Genomic DNA, 19,770 nt, shown 5'->3' with positions numbered 1-19,770 from the left:
TGTCTACCCAGGTCACAGCCATGGGCTGGAGACCGGTGCTGCAACCTGGTCGCAAATAGGCCGGACCTCAGCCGACGGGCACCGCCGGGGCGGTGCGCTGGTGGATTTGTCCGGAAATGATTGCGATAGGGGCGGGAAGGAGTCAGAGTCGGGAGGGGGACAGGAGGCGACCGTGACCGTCCTCGCGATGTTTCTTCTCGTAATCGGGACAATCTTGATCCTGCTTGGGACGGTCCTGGTCGTCGTCGGGGCAATCGTGATCCTCATGGGGATTGCCCTGATCGCCGTTGCGGCCTTCCTGCTGATCCGGAGAGTGCTGAGGCGCCGACAGTAGAAATGGCAAGGCCGAGGGGGTGTCTGTGCGTTCGGCCGGGCGGTGCTGCGGTGTGGCCTGCGCCCGAGGGTGAGGCCGGAGAAGCGTGACCGGATCAGGCCCAACGCGTCGAGCTGCCGTTGACGCCTGGCTAGGCTGCGGTTTCTGTGATGAGGACGGCGGCGGTGACCGGGCCGGAATTGTCGGTGGTGGCTGCGTCGGCTACGGCGGCCCGGACGGCGCGGGCGACTTCCAGCGGATGGTGGCCGCGGGCGACCGCGAGCTGGACCTCGATGTGGCGGCCGGGTGGATCGTCATGGTCCTCCACCTTGACCGGGCGGCTTCCCAGCACGGCGGTGAGGCGGGCGACGCCCGGAACACCCGCCGCGACGTTCGCCAGTTCCCGGACGGGCCCCCACATGGATCCTGTTCCGGTCACCGTGGGCGAGCTTCGGGTGGCTGCAGTTTCCGGCGCGGGCCTCATGGCCCTTGCTGCGGTCCGCGACTTCACGCCCGTCTCCGGGCCGTCATGGAGATCCGTGACGCGCAGGTCGGCTGTCACGGTGGCCAGGCCGAGACGTTCAGCGGCCGCGTTGAGCAGTGCGCTCCTCAGCTGGTCGGTGGTCTCGGGCAGCGGCTGCCCGAGGGGTGCTGTGCATGCGGCTTCGATCCTGAGCGGGCCAGGCGGTAGCGCGCTGACCGGCGGACGGACGGTCGGCTCGGACGCGGGCTCGAGCGGTGCCGACCCGATGCGCAGAGACTCCAGCCGGACACCGGGGATCTCAGCGGCCGCGAGCTCGAGGACCCGGACGGCTGCTTGTTCGGTGATCCATGTCCCGTCGCCGGGCCCACCGAGCGGGAGCAGCCGGCCCAGGTCGAGCCGGTGCCGTACTGCCTGCGTCCACGCCTCGGTTTTCACCGGCCTCTCACCCTCCTTCTTCCATGGTCGCGGTCCTCTTCCTGCCGCAACTGCGCTCGGAGTGTCCGCGAGGGCTCTGGGCGGGGACGTTCGTGCCACTCGTTGGATCATCCCGCCTCATACGCCGCATCTCAGGCAAACCTACCAATTAGAATATAGTCTGAATAAAGCGTGCAAGATGCCCTCCTCTGGAGGGAGGAATGTCCTGATGACTGAGAACACCGGCGCAAGGTATGGCGGTGCGCCCGGTGCTCGCGGCCGGACGACCATCGCCGATGTGGTGGTGGAGAAGATCGCCGGAATGGCGGCACGGGACGTGCGCGGCGTCTATGCCCTGGGCAGCGGATTCGCGCGCTCGATGGGATCCATGCGGGAGCGGATGCCCGGTGCCGGCAGTGGCAAGTCCGCCACGCGGGGGGTCAGTGTCGAGGTCGGAGAGAAGCAGGCGGCCATCGATCTGGAGATCGTCGTCGACTACGGCGTCTCCATCACGGACGTGGCCGGTGAGGTGCGGGAGAACGTTATCTCCGCGGTGGAGCGGATGGCGGGGCGGGAAGTCGTGGAAGTCAACATCATGGTCAGCGACGTGAAGCTGCCCGACGAGGAGGACGAAGGGGAGGAGCGGCAGCGGATCCAGTAGCCGGGGCGGCAGCCCGCGTGAGTGAAGGAGCGCGAAATGAGCAGGGCCGTGGTGGGCTTGATGGCCGGAATGGCGCTGGGTTTCGCCGCGTATTTCGGTGACTTCTGGGCTTTCCTGCTGGTGCTGGTGCTGGGCCTCGTCGGTCTCGTCATCGGGCGGTTCATGGAGGGTGATCTCGAACCGGGCGACTTCGTCCGCCGCCGGGACCGGCAGGAGCGGATCCGCGACGACAGGCGACAGGCTCGGGGAGACTGGCGGCGGTGAGCGGGGAAGCCGATGAGCGTCCGGGCGTCCCCCGCGGGGAGCGCGGGGCGACTGTCGTCACCGACCGGGTCGTCGCGAAGATCGCGGCCCGGGTGGCGCGCGAGGCGCTGAGCCGGTTCGCCGAGTCGGCCGGCCACGTACCACCCGGCCGCCGGACGCCACACGTGAGCACATCCGTACGGAGGGCGCCGGAACGGACCAGCGCAGGACGGGACGCCGAGTCCGCCGCCGGACGGCAGGCGGTGCTCGGCGAGGCACGGCTGCACATCACCGTCGAGCTCGGCTATCCGTCCGACATCGGGGCGCAGTGCGCCGCGGTGCGCCGGGAGGTCACCGAGCGGATCAGGGCATGGGCCGGCATGGAGGTGCCCGACCTCGCGGTATCGGTCGAGCAACTGCACTCGGCGCATACGCGGCACACGGACCGGGAGAGGGTGAGATGAGCGCGAACACCTCGCGGCAGCCGACCGGTGACAGCGACCTCTCCTCCGGTCCGGGACAGGCGGCTCCGTCCGCCGACGGCACCCCGGGGGCGGCCGAGGGCGCTACGAAGGTGACCGACGGATCAGGCCGGTCGGCGCACCGTTTCTGGTCGTCGCGGCGGATTCCCGCGGCCTTGGCAGCCCTGCTGTCCGCCGCGGCCGTCGGATTTCTCCTGTACGACGTGGTCGCGGTGCGGGCAGGCCGGAATGCGATGCGTTGGCGGCGGCGGCTCGCCGAGGAACTGGCCACACGGCCCCTGGACGACGTCTGGATGATCGTCGGGGCCGCGGTGGCGATGGCCCTCGGCCTGTGGCTTTTCCTGCTGGCGGTGACGCCGGGACTGCGCAGGCTGCTGCCCATGCGGCGGCCCACCGGTATCCCTGGGACAGAGGACGTCCGAGCCGGGCTTGACCGCCGCGCGGCCGCCCTGGTTCTGCGCGACCGGGCCATGCAGGTGCCCGGTGTCCAGTCGGCACAGGTCGATGTCGGCCGCCGGAAGGTAAAGGCCCGGGCACGGGCACATTTCCGCGATCTTGAGGAGGTCCGCTCGGACCTGGACGCCGAGCTGGGCGAAGCCGTGACGTCCTTGGGCCTGGCCCGGCAACCCACACTGGCCGTGCGCGTCCGGCGCCCGAATAAGGGCTGAGGTGACCCGATGCTCAAGACGGCGAACCGGGTGCTGCTCGCACTGCTCGGCCTCGGACTGTTCGCCCTGGGCGGCGGCGTGCTGCTGGGCGCACTGGACCTGCAGCGTCACTGGGATTTCGACGTGCCGGGCTGGTGGCCCTTCCGTGGGCCGGAGGATGTGGTGCTGGGCACCGAGGGACGCACCCGGTGGCGGGAGGAAGGCTGGTGGTGGCCGACCGTCATCGCGGTGCTCGCGGTGCTGCTGGCCCTGCTGCTGTGGTGGCTCCTCGCACAGCGCAGACACCGCCTGGGCGGGGTCCTCGTCGACAGCGAGGACGGCGCGGCGGCCCGACTCGACGGCCGCACACTGGAGGACGTGATCGAGGAAGAGGCGCAGGCCCTGGACGGGGTCTCGCGGGCTCATGTACGGCTGACGGGCCGAAGTACCGCTCCCACCGCCCGCGTCCGGCTGTTGCTGGAGCCTCATGCGGATCCAGCGCGGACTCTGGGGCAACTGAGCCGGGAAACACTCGCGCACGCGCGGGACTCGGCCGGCCTGGACCGCCTCCCCTCGAAGGTCCGACTCCGGGAAGCCCGCCACCGCTCCCAACGCGTCGCCTAAGATCTCCTGGGCCGAGCTCCCACGGGCGTACCGGCTGTGAGACATCCCGGATTCCTGGAACCCGAGCGTTCTGGCATGCAGAGGGCCGGACGAACTGCATGTTGCCTGGCGCATCCGCTTCGCTGTCGGCGAGCTCGCAGACACCGGCCACGCCGATGACGTGTGCGGCGAGCAGGATCATGAGCCCGAGGATGACGATATGGAGCGCTCCAGGTATCTGGTTCCGCCTGGCCGGTAAAACCGTCCGGCCTGCGACGCCACCACTCACAGGACCGGTCCGACCTACTCTGGCGTGAGGGGGAAGCCTGGCTCGCATCGGAGGCCCTCATGACTGCCTCGGAGTCATCCTCCTCGTCGCCGGCCTCTCCATCCTGGGGACCATCAGGATCACCTGGTTGTCGTTGGCATCATCCTGCGGATCCTGGGATCGGTGGGGTACGCCGTCGGCGGACGCCGCCACTACTGGTAGCGGCCTGTGTGCCGGGGCCGTCACGTACCACTCCTCGGCCGACGCGAAACCGAGGAGAGTAACAGCGTGTCCCGCCGTACTCGAGAGGCCACGCCGATCCCGCGCGGTTCCTTCCAGGGAGGCATCCCGCCATGGTCCTCTTCCTGACCCTGCTCATCGCCGGCATCGCGCTGATCGTCATCGGCGCGGCCGTCGACGGCATGCTCTATCTGTTGTCCGCCGGCGTGCTACTCCTCATCGCCGATCTGCTCTACCTGGCGGCCCGCTCCATGTGGCGCTCCCCTCGGCGCCCGGCCCGCTGAAAACGCCCGGCCACGGCGGCGGCGGACCCTTGGTGGTGCGGTGGTCGGCTCACTCCAGGAGGGCGAGGTGTTCGGCGGCGCCGCCGCGCCATTCGATCAGGAAGAGGGTCGCGTCGTCGGTGGTGCGGCCGCCCCGTTGCTGCTTGAGGGCGTGGGAGAGTGAGCGCACCACCGCTCGTACTCCCTTCTCCGTGTGTTCGATGCGGTTGACCCAGTTGATGAGTTGTTCTTCGCCGAATTGTTCTTCGCCGGCTTCGTGCTCCTCGATCAGGCCGTCGGTGAAGCACAGCACTCGGTCGCCGCGTTGGAGCATCTGCCCGCTGATCCGGGGCTCTTCACCGCCGAAGCCGACGGGCAGGGTGGTCGGGCCTGCCAGTTGCCGGACGACCTGGTGGTCACGGATCAGCAGCGGTGCGGGGTGGCCCGCGTTGACCCACTGCAGGTGGCCTGTCGCGATGTTCAGACGCATCATCTGGGCGGTGACGAAGTGGTCGGGCCCGAACTGCTCGGTGATGGCCCGGTCCATGAACGCGTAGATCTCGGACAGGCCGATGTCGGCACGTCTGGCGTGCCGGTAGGCCCCGACGGCGACGGTCGCCATCGTGGCGGCGTCCAGGCCGTGGCCCATCGCATCGACCATGGCCACGTGCAGGATGTCCTCGTTGAGGGCGTAGTCGAAGCTGTCGCCTGCGACGTCGTAGGCGGGCTCCAGGATTCCGGCCACCGCGACCTGCGGGACGGACATCGCCAGCGGCGGCAGCAGGGACCACTGGATCTCCGCGGCCACGCTCATCGGTTCACGGCGCCGGGCGCGGAAGAACTGATCGGTGTAGCTGTGCTTGGTGACCAGCATGTCGGCGACCAGGCCGGCGAGCCTGCGCAGCAGCCGCCGGTCGTCGTCATCGACGGTGTCCAGGGTGAGGGCCATCACGCCCACCTGGTCGCTGCCGTCCAGCAACGGCAGGTACATCCGGACGCCGTCGGCCCTCGGCACCTCGGCAGTGGTCGCGTGCAGAAAGGCCGTGCCGGCGGGAGAGTCATCGATCGGCTCGGGCTCGCCGACCATCAGCCGCCGGCCCGGCAGCGGCACCAACACCAACTGGGCATAGTCCTGCAGCAGGATCGAGACGTCGCGGCCACCGAGCCTGGCCACCTCTTCCGCGATCAGCGGGCCGATCAGATGCGGCGGCATCTCGTGGGCCCGGTCCAACAGCACCCCCAGCAGTCGCTCACCGAACCCTTCCGACCGGTCCAGCATGCTCTCGTCAGGTCGCCGCCCACCTTCCGCCATTACCGCACCCCCGCACCGGCGTCGTCACAGCTTCGGCCACCGTGTCCATGCTCACCTCGTGCCGCGAATCCAGCGCCCGCAACCAACCAGCGCCCGCACCGACACGCTCGGTCCGTCCTGCGGTTACGGCGAATGCGCTCGACCCGCTCACGTGATCGGTACACACGGGTTCCTGACACGACCGCGATCAACCCGCACAGAATGACGCGCCCGGCCCCCCAAACAGACCATTACGCCAGAAAACGGCGTCTCGCACATGATTCAGAACACACAGCTCTCCGTTCCGTTGTGCACCACATCTCTCCCGGCGTCATCACAAGAGCAGACGATCGGAGCCCATGTTCGCGAGCAGTCGTGCGGTCTGCGGGGACGGGTAGTGCAGCCGCAGGGACGCGTGGGTCTCGGCGGCGTGCCGTGACGCGTCGAGGAAGACGCGCAGGCCGCTGCTGTCGCAGCGGTCGACGGTGGTCAGATCGATGTCGATGGTGGTGATGCCGTCATGCAGGCACCGCTCCAGAGCGGCGCGCACCTGGGGCGCGGTGGCCGGGTCGATCTCACCGGCCAGGGTGATCAGTGCCCGCCTGCCCCGGTCGTGCCGGTAGATGTTCAGCTGCGGAAGAGTCATGACGCCTCGGTTCAGATGCCTCGGTTCATGGGTCCCGGCCGCTCCTCGCGCGGTCCACGGCCCGGGTGTACGCGCCCGGGCACACGCGTCGGTGTACGGGCCGGGTCGACGGTCCGTACGCGCGGCCGGTGGGGAAACCGGCTGATCACCTGTGGTGAGTGGTACGGCTACGGCGGCGGCGCGGCGGGAAGCGGCCGCGGCCCCCGTCGCGGTGGTCCCGTCGTTCGCCGGCGGTCGGCGACTCGGACCGGTCCGGCCCCACCGGGGGCTGCGGCGTGCCGCGGCCGCGACGGCCGGGCAAGGGGGAGCCGTACCGGTACACGGCGATTCTGTCGGCGTGCTGGAGGTTGAGCCGGTGGATCACGTACGCCGCCGCTGCGATGAGGACCACGAAGGCGGCGGCTGTCAGGAAGGCGTTCATGGCGGCCACCTCACATACCGATGATCAGTCGGCTGGCCCGGCCGGGCGGACCGGTCTGGTGGGGAACGGCCGCTGACACCGCGGAGGCGCCGCCCTCGTACTCCCATGCCTCGTCCGGGTCCAGTGGCTGGTCGGCCGCCAAGACGCCGTGCCGGGCCTCGTCCGCGGCGATGAGCGCGCTCGCGGTCAGTGGCGGGCCGTCGTAGTCGGACGCGGCAGCCATCAGCCGGGCCGCCGACTCCGCCCCGGTCTCGGGCGGGATGACCAGGAGATCCCAGCGGCTGGTGCCGTAGGAGAGCAGCAGCAGCTTGTGCGGGTCGATCTCCGGGGTGAACCAGCCGACCTTGACGATGTGGCCGTCCACGGGAACCTTGCGGGGGATGACCGGCCAGTGCTTCGGGTTTACGGCGATGCGGGTGATGCGGCCCCACAAGGGGTCCAACACGTCGGTGAGCGCCGGAAGTTCGCTCAGCAGATCCCGGGAGCGGGGCCACCAGGCCCCGTCCAGGATTCCGCGGGAGGTGCCGTCGGTCTTCAGTGCGAGACGCGCGGCCGGGGCTGCGACGGGCTCGTGGTGCGGCAGGGCTGGGTGCAAGGTCGCCGACATGATGCGGACCCGTCTCCGGGCCGCCTCTGCGGCGGCCCGGGTTTCATCTTTCGCCGAGAACGACCCGGCGTGGAAGCCGGTGTGCGAAATGCCCTCGGTACTGTCCACGCTACTCCGCGTTCCGCCGCAGCGCGGAGTATGCGGCCGCCTAGAGCTGGAGCAGCCGCTGGGTGATCTCCCGGTACTGCCTCAGCGCGTGCCGGAGCTCGGCGGACTGTGTTCCGGGGGCCTGGTCCTGCCACCCGGCGCGCAGGAGACGCCGCCGTTCCGCGAGGGCGGTCACGAGCTGGGCGGTGGCTTCGTCGTAGGCGCTCTCGGCCTCTTCCAGCGCCTCGCGCGGAGTGTCGGCGAAGGTGTTGAGGGCGTGCCGGAGGCGCTGGACGATCTTGTCCCTTTCGGTCGACGGGAGCAGCGGCTCCGGGCCCGGGGCACGGCGTTCGGCGGGGCCCCGGGTCTGGCCCGCGGGCTGCTGGGCGCGTGTCTGGTCGTACATCATCGGGTGCCGCTTCCGTTCCGCCCGAAGGCGTCCTTGGTCTTCTCGACGGCCTGTTTCAGGCTTACGGAGACCCGGTCGGTCCTGCCTCGGCGCTGCAGTCGCCTGTTGCGGGTGACGCGGCCGAGATCTTCGGTGATCCTTCCCTTCATCGTCTGCGCCGTGTTCCTGATCGTCCGTGCAACGGTCATGGCCGGCCTCGCTGTTGTCCGGTAGGTGGGTTCCCGCGGAGTCTGGGCGAGGCGGGTGGGCGGAATGCTTCGCCGTGTGTTCGGGAGTGGCATGGCCCTGCGCCGTGCCGCCAGTCAACGTCCGGCGACGGTCGGTGTCAACGCGGTGGCCACGCGATCCGGCCTGCCTCGTTTCGGAGCGTGCGGGAGTACGGTGGAGAAAGCGAGGTCTCTTCGTATGCCGGTGTCCGAACCGGCCCGTCCTCGCGACTCCCCATCACAGGGGGAGCCCGTGTCCTCGGCCGCGTCAAACGCATCCAGGGCCGAGGAGCAACGTATGCCGCACAGTCCGATCACGTCCACGACGGTCACACCGTCGGCCCCCGCCCCGCCGCCCCAGGGCTACGACGGGACGTCCCCCTTCCCACCTGACGGCCCGGCGCCCGCGCGCGACGGCGGTGAGCGGCTGTACGTCACGGTGACGGCGGTGATCGTCGTCCTGCCGTTCGTGGCAATCGGCCTGGCCGGCTGGCTGCTGTGGGGACGCCTCATCCATCCCGCCGACATCGTCCTCGCGCTCGTCCTCTACACGATCACCGGTCTGGGCGTCACGGTCGGCTTCCACCGCGGCCTCACCCACGGCGGCTACCGGGCCGTCCGTCCCGTGCGCATCGCGCTCGCGGTGGCCGATTCGATGAGCTTCCAGGGCGACGTCATCGGCTGGGTCGCCACCCACCGCCACCCACCGCCGCCATCACGCCTTCACCGACCGGCCCGGCGATCCGCACTCCCCGTACCGTTACGGCACGCATCTGCGAGGCTAGTTGCGCGGTCTGCTGCACGCGCACGTCGGCTGGCTGTTCCGCAACGACCGTACGCCGCCGGAGCGTTACGCCCCCGACCTACTCGCCGACGGCGACATCCGTGCCGTCGCCCGCGCCTTCCCGGCGCTGTGCGTCCTCACGCTCGCCCTGCCGTTCGCGGTGGGCTGGGCCATCGGTGGTACGTGGGTGCACGGCGTGACCGCCCTGCTGTGGGCGGGACTTGTGCGCATCGCGCTGCTCCACCACGTCACCTGGAGCGTGAACTCGCTCTGTCACATGATCGGTGAGCGCCCGTTCCGCACCCGGCGCCACGACCGGGCCACCAACCTGTGGCCCCTCGCCCTGCTCTCGTTCGGCGAGAGCTGGCACAACCTCCACCACGCCGACCCCACCAGCGCCCGCCACGGCGTCGACCGAGGCCAGCTCGACCCCTCCGCCGCCGTGATCCGCCTCCTGGAACGCCTCGGCTGGGTGTACGACGTGCGCTGGCCCACTCCGGACCGCATGGCCGCCCGCCGCGCCTGACACCGGTCACTCACCTCCTCCGCCGCACGGCAGTTGACAGGAGCTTTCATGACCACCGCACTGCAACCCCCGCCTCCCTCCCATCCCCTCCTCCGCCTGCGCCTGGCTCCCCACGAAGGCATGCCCCAGCCCATCGACGGAGCGTGGTGGCCCCGTTCGTACGACCTGCTCGCCGAACTCCCCCGGTTGCTCGCCGGGTTGCCGCGCGCGTGGGGCCACATCACGAGCGTCACCGTCAACGGGGCGGCGTGGTCCGCGGTGCCCGGCCGGATGCTCGTCTTCAACCAGGTCGTACGACTGCGCAGGACCGTGGCGGCATCCGCCCCGCACACGATCGTCCTGCTCGCCCCCGGCCGGGGGCGCTGGGACCTGTTGGTCGTCCCTCCGGATACGACCGAGGAGGCCGCGGAACCGCTCATGACGGCCGCGGCAAGTGGTCACGCCTGATCCGGCCCACTACGGACTGCCCGGCGAATGATCAGGCCACCCACGGCCAGGGCGGCGACGAAGACCGTCACATCCCCACCACCAGTCGGCCGGGCCGGCCGGTGGTGGCCTCGTACGACGAGGAAGTGTCGCCGGCCTGTTCCGCCGTTACGAGGGCGGTCGCGGTCATCGGCGGGCCGGTGTTCGCGCTCGCGGCGGCCATCAGCCGGGCGGCCGAGGGGGCGCCGGTCTCCGGGGGTATCACCAGGAGGTCCCAGCGGCCCGCCGTATAGGACAGCAGCAGGATTCTGTGCGGATCCTGCTCCGACGTGAACCAACCGACCTCCACCACATGGCCGTTGACGAAGATCTTGCGCGGGAGGATCGGCCAGTGGCGCGGGTTGACGGCGATATGGGTGATCCGTCCCCACAGCGGATCCAGCACGTCCGCCAAGGCGGAGAGTTCGTGTGTCAGGTCACGTGAACGGGGCCACCAGGCGCCGTCCAGCTCGACGTGCCCTGGTGAAGGGCTCTCGTGTTTCAGCGCGAGTCGCGCGGTCGGGGCCCTGAAGGGAACGGTCCGTAGCGGGGGATGAGAGGTGGTCGCGGACATCGCGCGAACCCGTCTCCGGACCTCTGCGCGAGCGCAGCCGCCCGGTGTCGTTGCTCACCGGGAACGACACCGGCATCGGAGCCGGTGCGCGAAATGCTCCCGATGAATTCACGCTACTCCCCGAAGAGGCCGAACAGACCGCTCCTGGACGTCGGCTCAATTCCGTCGGCGGTCGTCCTCCGAGGAGCGGCTGGTCTCCAGCCAGGACCGTGCCGGTTCTGCCGGGCGGGTGGTGTCCACGGTGAGCTGGAGGCGGGTCCCACCCTCGGCGTCCGCGGGATAACTGCGCTGCTCGGTCGCGGCGAAGCACTGGCGGAGAACCTCCGCGACGCGACGGGCTGCCTCCGGGGAGGCGGCGACGATGCGGACCTCGGCGTGCCCGTCCGGGGGTGTTTCCGTGGGCTGCATGGCGACCTCGTTGTTCGGGCACAGATCAGCGGACCGGATCTTTCACTCTGCTCCGGCATGTCCCGTGGTCCTCGGATGTGACCGGCGAGCTTCCCGGCCGGCGTGGGCTGCGGAGTACCGTGAAGCAAGGAAGTCACTCCGTTTTCCTTACAGGCAGGCAGGCAGGCAGGCGAGTGCGATGTCCGACTCCGGCTCCCCGCGTGTGACCAGGCTCCTGCCGGACGCCGTCCACCAGGCCGTGAAACCCGGGACGGCTGTCGTACGGCTGGAGACGACGCACGACCGCCGGGGTGTTCTCGACGGGGCGTGGTGGCCGCGGTCCCGGGACATCGCCGCGGAGCTCCCCGTCCTGATCGCCGCCCTGGCCGAGTACCTCGGGCCGGTCACGCGTGTCGGCCTGGATGCCGGTGCCTGGGAAGGACTGCCGACGAGGCTGGTTATCGATGACCGAGTCGTGCACATCGACTCCTTCCCGGTCGGCGACGACACCGTCCTCGTCACTCGGGGCGAGCAGGATCTCTTCTCCCTGCTCGTGGTCCCGCCGCACGCGACGCCCGACGCTGCGCGCGCCGCGATGGCCGAGGCCGTCCGCGCCGGCAACGTTACGCAGGCCGATCAGATCCTCATCGACACCGGCATCGACCGGGCAGCGCCGGAGGTGTGAGAGCGATCAGCCGCGGCGGTCCTCGGGGAGGTCCGGTGCGGGTGCCGGGATGGTCGCGGTGAGGTGGATCCGATGACCGCCGTCCTGACGAGCGATCACCCCGCATGGCAGGCAAGCGAGGACGGGAGGCGTGCGCGCGCTCCTTGCTCGATTCGGCTCCGGCAAGCGATTACTCGAGCCTCCGCTCTGGTTGTTCCTCGTCCTCGTCGAACATATGCACATCGCCGACCGCGATGTTGACCTCGACAACTTCCAGTCCGGTCATCCGCTCGATGGCAGCGATCACGTTCTCTCTGACGTCGCCCGCGACATCGATGATGGAGACGCCGTACTCGACGACGATCTCCAGGTCGACCGCGGTCTGTACCTCGCCGACCTCGACCTTCACCCCGCTGGTGACGGACTTCCCGCCGGCACCGGGCATACGTTCACGCATGGCCCCCATGCCACGGGCGAACCCACCGCCCATCGTATGGACGCCCGGCACATCCCGGGCCGCCATCCCGGCGATCTTCGCCACCACACCGTCGGCGATCGTTGTACGGCCACGCGATCCCGGATCGCTTCGGTGCGGCACCCCCGCACTCTTCCCGCCGCGCTCGCCCAATGATCCCGCGTGAGGGGTCTCGGGCCGGTTCGGCAGTCCGGTGTCCGTCATCTTCGGTCACCTCTTTCCGAGGCGCAGGCAGCCTGTCGTGCCTCTTCTTCACGCTAACGGCGATTGCCCGACGTCGCTCAGGCAAGTGGTATGCGAGCCGATGTCGGGCCTTGCGCCAGGGCCCGGTGGCACCCCACGCAGAGGGGCGGGTTGGGTGGCCGGTCGGACCGCCCCTACCGGACGCGGGGCCTGCGGCGGCGCCCCATCCGCGTTCTGAGAAGGACAAGGTCGGCGATGAGCACCATCACCCCGATGATCAGCAGGTAGAGCGTGTCCCTGCCGAGCGCCCCGATGACGCCGAGCGCAACCGCCACGATGAGCAGCAGAAGAAACAGCACCACGTCAGCCTCCCGGCGTCAGCGGCGGGCCAGTCCAGTCCAGTCGCGTCAGTCGCGTCGCTCTCCGCCGTCCACGTAGACGGCGCGCTGATCTCTCGGCCCTTCGGGTCAACGACGTCGCAGTTGCGTCACTCGCGGAGATCGGCCGAGTGGATCGCACCTTCTCCCTGTGGCATGTGCCGGTGACGCAACGGCCCCGGCGTATACACACCGGGGCCGCCCTTCCGGGTCGTTGCACGTGAGAGTGCACCGGCCCACTCACCAGGATATGCTCGGGAGGCCATTTCGGTCATATGGGAGGACATGGCCGTCATGTGACCGGCCGGAGCGCTGAGGGCGGCCTGGGCCGTGTCAGTCACTGTCCTTCTCCTCGGTCTCCATGAGCTGGATCCCCTTGTGCGTCAGTGTGATCATCGCGGGTGTGTTTCCTCGCGCCCAGTCGACCTGGATCAGCCCCTCGGCCGCCAAGTACGTGCAGGCGGCGGCCAGGTCCTCCTCGGGCATGGCGAGGTCCTCGCGCAGCCGCGCCCCGGTGAGGCCGAGGAGGCGATTGCCTTCGATGGCCTCGTACAGGGTCTTCATGATCGCCTCGCGGTAGTGCTGCCGCTCGTGCAGTGTCGCCATGGTCGCCTGCCTCTCGTGCTGGCACCGACGTAAACCCGTACGTCTGGGGCGGTATCCTCCTTCCCCGCTAAGGGCCATCTCCTCAGATTTCGTCCGGCTGTGTGTGATCGTCCCGGGAGGACTGGCTGGTCAACAGCCAAGAGCGCACCGGCTCCGCCATGCGCGTGGTGTCCACGGTGAGGTGGAGGCGTGTTCCGCCGTCAGCGCCTGCGGGGTGGCTGCGCGCTTCGGTGGCGGCGAAACAACGGCGGAGAATCTCCGCGACATGGCGAGCCGCATCCGGGTCCGCGGCGACAATACGAACCTCTGCGTGCCCGGCCGACGGCAGTTCCGGTGACTTCATGGTGCCCCTTGCTCATACAGGACGACGTGCATCAGAGGCGACGCGTCGGTGGGTGTGACGGCCGTCGCCCCACACCCACCCCCGGCTGGAAGCAGGTCTGCGTCATCAGCGGCTCCCCTCTCGATGCTCACGACGTGTGGCGTCGGCAGGAGGACCCTTCGGCGCGGTCGCACGCGGGCTCTTACGGGTCCGCCGACCGATTCCCGGTAGGGCATCGCTGTAGCGGAACGCCCCGATCCTTTCGTCATGCTGCGCGTTGAGCCGGTGGATCAGGAACATTCCCGCGATGATCACGAAGATGATCACGGCGACGGTGACGGCTGTCTCCACGTCCTCACCTCCTCAGGGCGGAACTCAAGATCCCGATCGCGGCTCCGGCCGCCGCAGCGGCTCCGCCGTCGGTCTCCCATCCCTCTTCCCGGCCCCGAGCCTCTGCCGCGTCGTGGCTCATGGCCTCGTCGGCCATCAGACCGCTGGCGGTGCGGATACCTCCCGGAACGGTTGCTGCGGCCATCAGCCGGGCGGCGGCGGCCGGCTCCGTCTCCGGAGGGATCACCAGCAGGTCCAGGCGGCCCACCGTGTAGGAGAGGAGGATCACTTTGTTCGGGTCCTGCTCGTCGGCGAACCAGCCGACATGCACCGTGTGCCCCGCGACGGGGACCTTGCGCGGGATGACGGGCCAGTGGGCCGGGTTCACGGTGACGCGGGTGATCCGGCCCCAGCACGCGTCCAGCACGCCCGTCAGAGTGGGTATCTCCCGGAGGAGATCACGGGAGCGGGGCCACCAGGCACCGTCCAGGAGACCTGGACCCGAGCTGGTCGGGGCCAGCGACAGCCGAGCCGACGCCGAAGGCAGGTGCTCTTTGATGATCGTAGGTTCGATGGTCGCGGTCATGACGCGGACCTGTCTCCGGTCCTCCTCTCGGAGGCCGGTGTTGTTGCTCGCCGGTAACGACACCGACATGGCGGCCGGTGTGCGAGGTGCTCCCGGTGTTTTTACTCTACGCCGCTCCGAGGTCCGGGACGTGCTCGTGAGCAGGCATTTTACCGAGATACAACGAGTCCGGCACCGCCGGCGAGCGCAGCCCGTGCGGCGGCGCACGACTTACGGTGAGAGGAGGAGGTCCCGCGTTCGGCGGCGACACCGAATCCCGCAGACCGGCGCACACGCCATGACCGAATCCGACATCCTCGCGCCCCCGGGCTTCTGCCGGACGCGATCCATCGGGCCGCGAAACCCGGGGGCTGGCCGAGGCGGTGGAGACTGCGACGCCGATCACGAAGCCGTACGAGGCGGAGATCAGCACGTCTCTGGGGCATGAACTGGCTGGGTATCGGGAGTCGCAGCCGCGCAAGGTGATCTTGCGCATCAGGTTCTGAGGCGTACCGGCGCTTCATCTCGGCAGCGAGTCTCACCTCACCGACAGCATGATGCCACCGCTGCCGGTGATGCCGGGGCGGGACCGTGCAAGGTCGTGGGTGCAGTGCCCTCAGTGGGGCGTCGGGTGCGTTGTAACTGAGCGCGGCACTACTAGGGCGTAGGAACGGCGGCTGGGCCCCCGATGCGGCCGGCCCACGGGACCGTGCCCTGCGTACTCACCCTCACAGGTCGAACAGACTCTCCTGGAAGTTCTCGACGACATCCCGTCGCGGGTAGAACAGGCCCAACAGCAGAAACGTCTTGGGGCGGGCCGCGACGTTTCCGACGAGGCAGTGCACGGCCTTCTCCGGAGAGACCATCCGGTCGAACCAGCGCTCGCGGAGCTTCTCCTCCACGTCGTCCTTCCCGTACTGGCGAAGGAACTTGCGGTACGACTCGCCCGCCTCCCAGTCCCTCAGCCCCATGTCGTGACCGCCGCACTCCTGATCCGCACATCGGAAGCTGTACCGGAACTCAATTGGCACCCATTCCAGTTGGCGAAGGTCCTGCGCGAGTAGATCCAACTGATCGGCCAGGGCCGCCTTCGAAGCGGGCCAGGGCTCGGCAGGAGCGAAGCGGAAGCCGGTGAACTCCTCTGGGCGGAAGACGCCGAGCGACGTACCTCGCACCTCCTGGTCCCGTTTTATGGAGCACAGAGACGGCGCTACGAGGGGCCGAACATGCGAGAAGCGTTCGCGCCAACCGTCCGCTGTCCCGAGGCGCTCGATGACCTTGAGGGTCTGCAGATTGGGGCGCAAGCTCTCGGGCCGACGGTCCCCATGGTGCCGCTGCACATCGACCTCGACGATCGAGTACTTGGCGAACTGGCTTTCTTCATTCAGCAGCCGGAACGGAACCGGGAAGAGCCGCACGTGCTGGGGCGCCCCCTGGTCGAGCCGTATGCCAGCCACGCAGCTCGTCTCGTGGTACTTCGCGGACAGTTCCGGATAGGTCTTGACCGTGATCATGATCTGTGCGCGCTGCCAATTCCCCGATCCCATGGTTGCCCCCTCCACTGATCTCCCGATCCGATTGGAGGAGAGGCATGCCACCGGCAAGGGCGCGTACAGGAGCGAGGGACGAAGTCAGGCCAGGGGAATGACGGGCACCGCGGCCCGTTTGCGGACCGTGTCCAGAACGACCTGCCGGTGGCAGCGGCTCTCGTCCTTCTCGAAGCACAGGACCGCGACCCGGGACTGCCGGGCATGCTCCGCGAGGCGCTCAAGATCGGTCTGCGCCTCCTCGGACCGCAGCACCCCACGGAACCGGGCCCGGCCCACGTCGAGCCGGCCGTCCCAGAACGGCGCCCGGTTGTCCTTGGGATTGCCCAGGCCGCGCAGGTGCGTGTACTCGATGCCGGCCTCGGCAAGTGCCTCCCCGAGGCGGGTCTTGCTGAAGCCCTTCTTGCGACTGATCGGCGTGAGCCGTACGTCCGCCACGACATCAATACGGCTGTCGAGGAGCGAGGTGACGAAGGAGTCGATGTCCCGGCCTTCGTACCCAGCGGACCAGAGGCCGGGAGCGACCTTGGTCTCCTGGAAGAGCTCATCGAGTGAGACCTCAAGTGCCTCGGCGACCGCTCCGACGGTGAAGAAACCTGGCTGGATCGCTCCCTCGCTCTCCAGACGGGCCAGCGTTCCTACGGCGATGCTGGCTTCCTTGGCGAGCCGCTCCCGCGACCACCCTCGGCCCTCCCGCATCGCTCGCACGCGCTGGGCGAGCGCTCGGGCGTGGTCGTGGGGGCGCGCTGAGTGATGGCTTGCCATGTGTCGTGATCCTAAGGGCGGTTGAGGCGGGCGGGCATGGTGTTCCCGGCCGACTACGGGGCTGGATTCGCGAACGCGCAGGTCCGAGTGCCCTCAGCCGCCTTACTTCTGACGGCCTCACCAGTCACCCCCTGGGAGAACCCGACCAAGATCTTCTCCCAGGTTTCTCCCAAACGATCTCCAGGAACCACTCAGGGGCCTGATCCACTCACTGGATCAGGCCCCTGACCTGGTACTTCTCTGTCGGGGTGGCGGGATTTGAACCCACGACCTCTTCGTCCCGAATGAGGTTCGGGTGCTGATCTTGTCAGCGCCGATGACGTTTGCCCTGGTCGCAGCGTCGGGCTGTCGTGGTCTCGGGTGGTCTCGAAGGGGGTTGGGGAGCAGGTTGGCTCCCAGGTAGCTCCCAGGGGGACCTCAGTCAGGGGCCGCTGAGTCCGGCCTTCCCGCCGTGTTCGCCGAGGCCGACTGCGGCGAGCAGTTCGACACTCCGCTGAGCCACACGGAGATGGCCTAGCGCTCGCAGCAGGCACGAGGTATGCGACACACGGAGCAAGGAGCAATCTTGCCAGCCCGTGACCTGCCCGGAACCGGGGTTTGCGCGACGTCTGTGACCCAGCGCTACGACAGGTTACGCTCCCGGGTGCGTGTGTCACAGAAAGTGATATCTCTGGCCAGTTGGCCGCCGGACCGGTCCGCGCCGCCCTGGCCGAGTCCCGCTCTACCTGGGGATCGTCCGGTCTGATGCCATGGCTGGGAGAGCAGGTCGGGACACCATCGGGCTGGGGGCGCTGTGGGGACATCCACGCGGTGGAAGGGGCCGAACGGCGACCAGTGGAGCCCCGCAGCGAGGCGGCTGGCGCGCTGGCGAGAAGACTCGCGCAACGCGGATCAGCGGCTGGAGGAGATAGCCGCGGACCATCTACACGCCCTGCACGAGACGCTCCGTGCCGATCGATCGGCTTTCGGGTTGTACGACACGGCCTGTGCGGCCGGCGAACGGCTCGCCGGGGCCCTGGGCTCGCTGGCCGCCGAGGGCGCGGAGTCGGGGGATGAGCTCGTCGCACGTCTCGTCGCGGAGGTCGGTGGAGACGGCGGCACACTCGCCGACGCCGCGGTGCGCAGGGGGGTGGCCGCGGCGGTCCGCGATGTCCTGGAGAGGCATCCCGAGCTGGACGACGCCATCGACGCGGGTGCCGCGCGCGACGGCTTCGCCTGGGACATCCTGTGCGATCTCTACCAGGTGTTCTTCGCCGACATGGTGGGGGAGTTCCTCCGATCCGTTGTCGCCGAGCACGTCAAGCTGGCCGTGCCGGTGCTGATCGCGACCGATCCGGAAGGCAGGATCGCCAACTGGGTCGCGGAGAAGGTGGTGGACCTGGTGCCGAATCCCTGCGAGGAGTCCGCGGAAGCGACGGGTCTCGCACAGGCCGTGGACACCGCGCAGTCGGTGGTAGGCGCTGTGCAGGATCCGTCGGCCGCGCTGCCCAAGATCGCCGAGTCGCTGGTACCGCGGGCGGTCGGCAAGGCACTTGGCTTGATCACTGAGGAGATCACCGGAGAAGAGGGAGCCGCGGCATGACCGGTTCTGACCATTTCCTGTGGTGGCGCGGCTCCCGAGGGGATCGGCCTCATGATGACCGCTGGACGGAGATCGGTGAGGAAGCGTTCCAGGAAAAGGAGCGGCGCATCACCGGCCGGCACCATCTGCCCGGTCCTGTCCCCGACTGGGCCGAGGACCTGTTCCGCGTCGCCAGGGCCGCGTTCATCGCCGATAAGTACGTACGCCGGACCGGCGTCCGGGACCGGTGGACTCGCCGTATCAGCCTCGCCGTGCCCGTCACGGAACACGAGCGGTGGCAGAGCGCAGCAGTCCGTACCCACCTCACCGCACTCCTCCAGATCCTCACCGGGGACCTCTGGAATGTGGACTTCCGGCCTCTCACCGGTCACTACGTCGAGGAGGCGATGGTCTCCCCCGACGACCCGCGTGCCTCGGAGGTAGCGCTGTTCTCCGGTGGACTGGATTCCCTCAGCTGGGCCGCCACCCGTTCGCGCGCCGACGACCCCCGACCGCTGCTCCTCGTGATGTTCCGTGAGATCGGCCTGCTGCGTCTCCAGCGGCGGGTGTACAAGGCCGTCGAGCGACTGGACGGAGCACGGCCGGTGCTGCTGCTACCGATGAGCCAGACCCCGGCGGGCGACGGCTCCGGGCTGCGGCTGGAAACCTCCTCCCGCACCCGCGGTCTGCTGTACGCGGCCGGCGCAATCCGCGCCGCTACCGCGCACGGAGTGGGCACCGTCCACATCCCCGAGAACGGCCAGCTCGCCCTCAATCCGCCCCTGACGCCCGCTCGTTCGGCTGCCTGCTCCACCCGTTCCGTGCACCCACGGACGCTGAGCAGTCTGAACGCCCTGGTAACCGCCGTGGGAGACGCCGGGAGCGCGGTACGGGTGGGCAACCCCTTGGCACAACTGACGAAAGGTGAGGTGTGCAAGGCTGGACGTGATGCGGGCCTCACCCGGTCCGACCTGGAGTCCACCCTGAGTTGCGGGAAGCCGCCCGCGCGCCGTAGCGGCGGCCCTCCCATTGCCAACTGCGGTGTCTGCTTCCCGTGTCTGGTGCGCCGCTCCGGGCTAATCCACGCAAACGGCACCGACGGCACCCGGTACGAGGCATTGCCATGGGCGGACGCCCTACCCCTCGACCGGGGTACCGACTGGCGCGCACTGCAGCGGTGGCTGCTCGGTCGGTACACCCTTACGGATCTCCTCACCGATACGCCGCTGCCGCCGGACACGGACCCGGCGGTGGCCTTCGATTTGATCAGGCGCGGGCGAGAGGAACTGGCCCGGCTGCTTCAGATCGCGGAGGCGACTGAGGCCGCTGACGCGGCGTAGGCGAGATCCAGCTC

The 19,770-nt window shown here is 69.1% G+C and carries 29 protein-coding genes and 1 pseudogene; 13 read left to right on the top strand and 17 right to left on the bottom strand.

Features of this window, described 5'->3' with window-relative positions:
* Positions 1–172 precede the first annotated feature (172 nt).
* Positions 173–334, top strand: coding sequence for a hypothetical protein (locus ACKTSN_RS21760; protein WP_409470644.1), 162 nt, complete (start codon positions 173–175; stop codon positions 332–334).
* 130 nt (positions 335–464) lie between these two features.
* Here the strand turns inward: ACKTSN_RS21760 and ACKTSN_RS21755 are convergent, their stop codons facing one another.
* Positions 465–1,232 carry a hypothetical protein gene (locus tag ACKTSN_RS21755; RefSeq protein ID WP_409470643.1) on the bottom strand — a complete coding sequence of 256 codons (768 nt, stop codon included), beginning with the start codon at positions 1,230–1,232 and terminating at the stop codon, positions 465–467.
* 208 nt (positions 1,233–1,440) lie between these two features.
* Here ACKTSN_RS21755 and ACKTSN_RS21750 point away from each other — a divergent pair, with 208 nt between their 5' ends.
* From ACKTSN_RS21750 to ACKTSN_RS21720, 7 genes are all read left to right on the top strand, one after another.
* A complete protein-coding gene (locus tag ACKTSN_RS21750; RefSeq protein WP_409470642.1) occupies positions 1,441–1,872 on the top strand; it encodes an Asp23/Gls24 family envelope stress response protein in 432 nt (143 codons plus the stop codon).
* Between the two features lie 36 nt (positions 1,873–1,908).
* Positions 1,909–2,136 carry a hypothetical protein gene (locus ACKTSN_RS21745; RefSeq protein ID WP_409470641.1) on the top strand — a complete coding sequence of 76 codons (228 nt, stop codon included), beginning with the start codon at positions 1,909–1,911 and terminating at the stop codon, positions 2,134–2,136.
* Entirely contained in the window at positions 2,133–2,579 is a 447-nt protein-coding gene (locus ACKTSN_RS21740) for an Asp23/Gls24 family envelope stress response protein (RefSeq protein ID WP_409470640.1), read from the top strand. Before ACKTSN_RS21745 ends, ACKTSN_RS21740 begins: the two co-directional genes overlap by 4 nt.
* Entirely contained in the window at positions 2,576–3,265 is a 690-nt protein-coding gene (locus ACKTSN_RS21735; RefSeq protein ID WP_409470639.1) for a DUF6286 domain-containing protein, read from the top strand. Before ACKTSN_RS21740 ends, ACKTSN_RS21735 begins: the two co-directional genes overlap by 4 nt.
* Positions 3,266–3,274: 9 nt before the next feature.
* Positions 3,275–3,868 (top strand): alkaline shock response membrane anchor protein AmaP, encoded by a 594-nt coding sequence (gene amaP, locus ACKTSN_RS21730; RefSeq protein ID WP_409470638.1) that lies wholly within the window; start codon positions 3,275–3,277, stop codon positions 3,866–3,868.
* Positions 3,869–4,199: 331 nt separating this feature from the next.
* Positions 4,200–4,337, top strand: coding sequence for a DUF6131 family protein (locus tag ACKTSN_RS21725; RefSeq protein WP_409474889.1), 138 nt, complete (start codon positions 4,200–4,202; stop codon positions 4,335–4,337).
* A gap of 131 nt (positions 4,338–4,468) precedes the next feature.
* Positions 4,469–4,639: a hypothetical protein gene (locus ACKTSN_RS21720; RefSeq protein ID WP_171117929.1), complete on the top strand. Its 171-nt coding sequence runs from the start codon at positions 4,469–4,471 to the stop codon at positions 4,637–4,639.
* 49 nt (positions 4,640–4,688) lie between these two features.
* Here ACKTSN_RS21720 and ACKTSN_RS21715 read toward each other — a convergent pair whose 3' ends face one another.
* The 6 genes from ACKTSN_RS21715 to ACKTSN_RS21690 all read right to left on the bottom strand — a co-directional run bounded on the left by ACKTSN_RS21715 (position 4,689) and on the right by ACKTSN_RS21690 (position 8,267).
* A complete protein-coding gene (locus ACKTSN_RS21715) occupies positions 4,689–5,930 on the bottom strand; it encodes a PP2C family protein-serine/threonine phosphatase (RefSeq protein WP_409470637.1) in 1,242 nt (413 codons plus the stop codon).
* 313 nt (positions 5,931–6,243) lie between these two features.
* Complete coding sequence (locus ACKTSN_RS21710) at positions 6,244–6,555, bottom strand: STAS domain-containing protein (RefSeq protein ID WP_409470636.1); 312 nt, start codon at positions 6,553–6,555, stop codon at positions 6,244–6,246.
* Positions 6,556–6,700: 145 nt separating this feature from the next.
* Positions 6,701–6,976: a hypothetical protein gene (locus ACKTSN_RS21705; protein WP_409470635.1), complete on the bottom strand. Its 276-nt coding sequence runs from the start codon at positions 6,974–6,976 to the stop codon at positions 6,701–6,703.
* A 10-nt stretch (positions 6,977–6,986) separates the two neighbouring features.
* A complete protein-coding gene (locus ACKTSN_RS21700; protein WP_409470634.1) occupies positions 6,987–7,691 on the bottom strand; it encodes a DUF5994 family protein in 705 nt (234 codons plus the stop codon).
* Between the two features lie 40 nt (positions 7,692–7,731).
* Positions 7,732–8,079, bottom strand: coding sequence for a hypothetical protein (locus ACKTSN_RS21695; protein ID WP_409470633.1), 348 nt, complete (start codon positions 8,077–8,079; stop codon positions 7,732–7,734).
* Positions 8,076–8,267: a CsbD family protein gene (locus ACKTSN_RS21690; RefSeq protein ID WP_409470632.1), complete on the bottom strand. Its 192-nt coding sequence runs from the start codon at positions 8,265–8,267 to the stop codon at positions 8,076–8,078. The genes ACKTSN_RS21695 and ACKTSN_RS21690 overlap by 4 nt, the downstream gene beginning before the upstream one ends.
* Positions 8,268–8,583: 316 nt before the next feature.
* Between ACKTSN_RS21690 and ACKTSN_RS21685 the strand changes: the two are divergent.
* Both ACKTSN_RS21685 and ACKTSN_RS21680 read left to right on the top strand, forming a co-directional pair.
* A pseudogene (locus tag ACKTSN_RS21685) lies at positions 8,584–9,595 on the top strand (acyl-CoA desaturase).
* 48 nt (positions 9,596–9,643) lie between these two features.
* Positions 9,644–10,042, top strand: a complete 399-nt coding sequence (locus ACKTSN_RS21680; RefSeq protein WP_409470631.1) for a DUF5994 family protein — start codon at positions 9,644–9,646, stop codon at positions 10,040–10,042.
* Positions 10,043–10,109: 67 nt separating this feature from the next.
* On the opposite strand, the gene ACKTSN_RS21675 is transcribed toward ACKTSN_RS21680, so the two are convergent.
* Together ACKTSN_RS21675 and ACKTSN_RS21670 are read right to left on the bottom strand one after the other, a co-directional pair.
* Positions 10,110–10,634 carry a DUF5994 family protein gene (locus ACKTSN_RS21675; protein ID WP_409470630.1) on the bottom strand — a complete coding sequence of 175 codons (525 nt, stop codon included), beginning with the start codon at positions 10,632–10,634 and terminating at the stop codon, positions 10,110–10,112.
* Between the two features lie 156 nt (positions 10,635–10,790).
* On the bottom strand, positions 10,791–11,042 hold the full coding sequence (locus tag ACKTSN_RS21670; protein WP_409470629.1) for a hypothetical protein: 252 nt from the start codon (positions 11,040–11,042) through the stop codon (positions 10,791–10,793).
* A gap of 178 nt (positions 11,043–11,220) precedes the next feature.
* On the opposite strand from ACKTSN_RS21670, the gene ACKTSN_RS21665 reads away from it, so the two are divergent.
* Complete coding sequence (locus tag ACKTSN_RS21665; RefSeq protein ID WP_409470628.1) at positions 11,221–11,706, top strand: DUF5994 family protein; 486 nt, start codon at positions 11,221–11,223, stop codon at positions 11,704–11,706.
* A gap of 169 nt (positions 11,707–11,875) precedes the next feature.
* On the opposite strand, the gene ACKTSN_RS21660 is transcribed toward ACKTSN_RS21665, so the two are convergent.
* From ACKTSN_RS21660 to ACKTSN_RS21625, 8 genes are all read right to left on the bottom strand, one after another.
* Positions 11,876–12,364 carry an Asp23/Gls24 family envelope stress response protein gene (locus tag ACKTSN_RS21660; RefSeq protein ID WP_409470627.1) on the bottom strand — a complete coding sequence of 163 codons (489 nt, stop codon included), beginning with the start codon at positions 12,362–12,364 and terminating at the stop codon, positions 11,876–11,878.
* Between the two features lie 173 nt (positions 12,365–12,537).
* Complete coding sequence (locus ACKTSN_RS21655) at positions 12,538–12,705, bottom strand: hypothetical protein (protein ID WP_171117910.1); 168 nt, start codon at positions 12,703–12,705, stop codon at positions 12,538–12,540.
* Positions 12,706–13,053: 348 nt separating this feature from the next.
* Complete coding sequence (locus ACKTSN_RS21650; protein WP_409470626.1) at positions 13,054–13,326, bottom strand: hypothetical protein; 273 nt, start codon at positions 13,324–13,326, stop codon at positions 13,054–13,056.
* Positions 13,327–13,408: 82 nt separating this feature from the next.
* A complete protein-coding gene (locus ACKTSN_RS21645) occupies positions 13,409–13,669 on the bottom strand; it encodes a hypothetical protein (RefSeq protein ID WP_409470625.1) in 261 nt (86 codons plus the stop codon).
* A gap of 105 nt (positions 13,670–13,774) precedes the next feature.
* Positions 13,775–13,999, bottom strand: coding sequence for a hypothetical protein (locus tag ACKTSN_RS21640; protein WP_409470624.1), 225 nt, complete (start codon positions 13,997–13,999; stop codon positions 13,775–13,777).
* Positions 14,000–14,003: 4 nt separating this feature from the next.
* On the bottom strand, positions 14,004–14,564 hold the full coding sequence (locus ACKTSN_RS21635; RefSeq protein ID WP_409470623.1) for a DUF5994 family protein: 561 nt from the start codon (positions 14,562–14,564) through the stop codon (positions 14,004–14,006).
* A gap of 707 nt (positions 14,565–15,271) precedes the next feature.
* Complete coding sequence (locus ACKTSN_RS21630; protein ID WP_409470622.1) at positions 15,272–16,090, bottom strand: hypothetical protein; 819 nt, start codon at positions 16,088–16,090, stop codon at positions 15,272–15,274.
* Between the two features lie 84 nt (positions 16,091–16,174).
* Positions 16,175–16,855 carry a DUF488 family protein, N3 subclade gene (locus tag ACKTSN_RS21625; protein WP_409470621.1) on the bottom strand — a complete coding sequence of 227 codons (681 nt, stop codon included), beginning with the start codon at positions 16,853–16,855 and terminating at the stop codon, positions 16,175–16,177.
* Positions 16,856–17,648: 793 nt separating this feature from the next.
* On the opposite strand from ACKTSN_RS21625, the gene ACKTSN_RS21620 reads away from it, so the two are divergent.
* Both ACKTSN_RS21620 and ACKTSN_RS21615 read left to right on the top strand, forming a co-directional pair.
* Entirely contained in the window at positions 17,649–18,437 is a 789-nt protein-coding gene (locus tag ACKTSN_RS21620) for a hypothetical protein (protein ID WP_409470620.1), read from the top strand.
* The gene (locus tag ACKTSN_RS21615; RefSeq protein WP_409470619.1) at positions 18,434–19,756 is read left to right on the top strand and encodes a 7-cyano-7-deazaguanine synthase; all 1,323 of its coding nucleotides are present in this window, start codon (positions 18,434–18,436) and stop codon (positions 19,754–19,756) included. The genes ACKTSN_RS21620 and ACKTSN_RS21615 overlap by 4 nt, the downstream gene beginning before the upstream one ends.
* Positions 19,757–19,770 lie beyond the last annotated feature (14 nt).

The sequence above is a fragment of the Streptomyces flavusporus genome, assembly GCF_046267975.1.
In the GTDB taxonomy this organism is placed as follows: domain Bacteria; phylum Actinomycetota; class Actinomycetes; order Streptomycetales; family Streptomycetaceae; genus Streptomyces; species Streptomyces flavusporus.
This window is presented reverse-complemented; position numbering and strand designations above follow the sequence as displayed.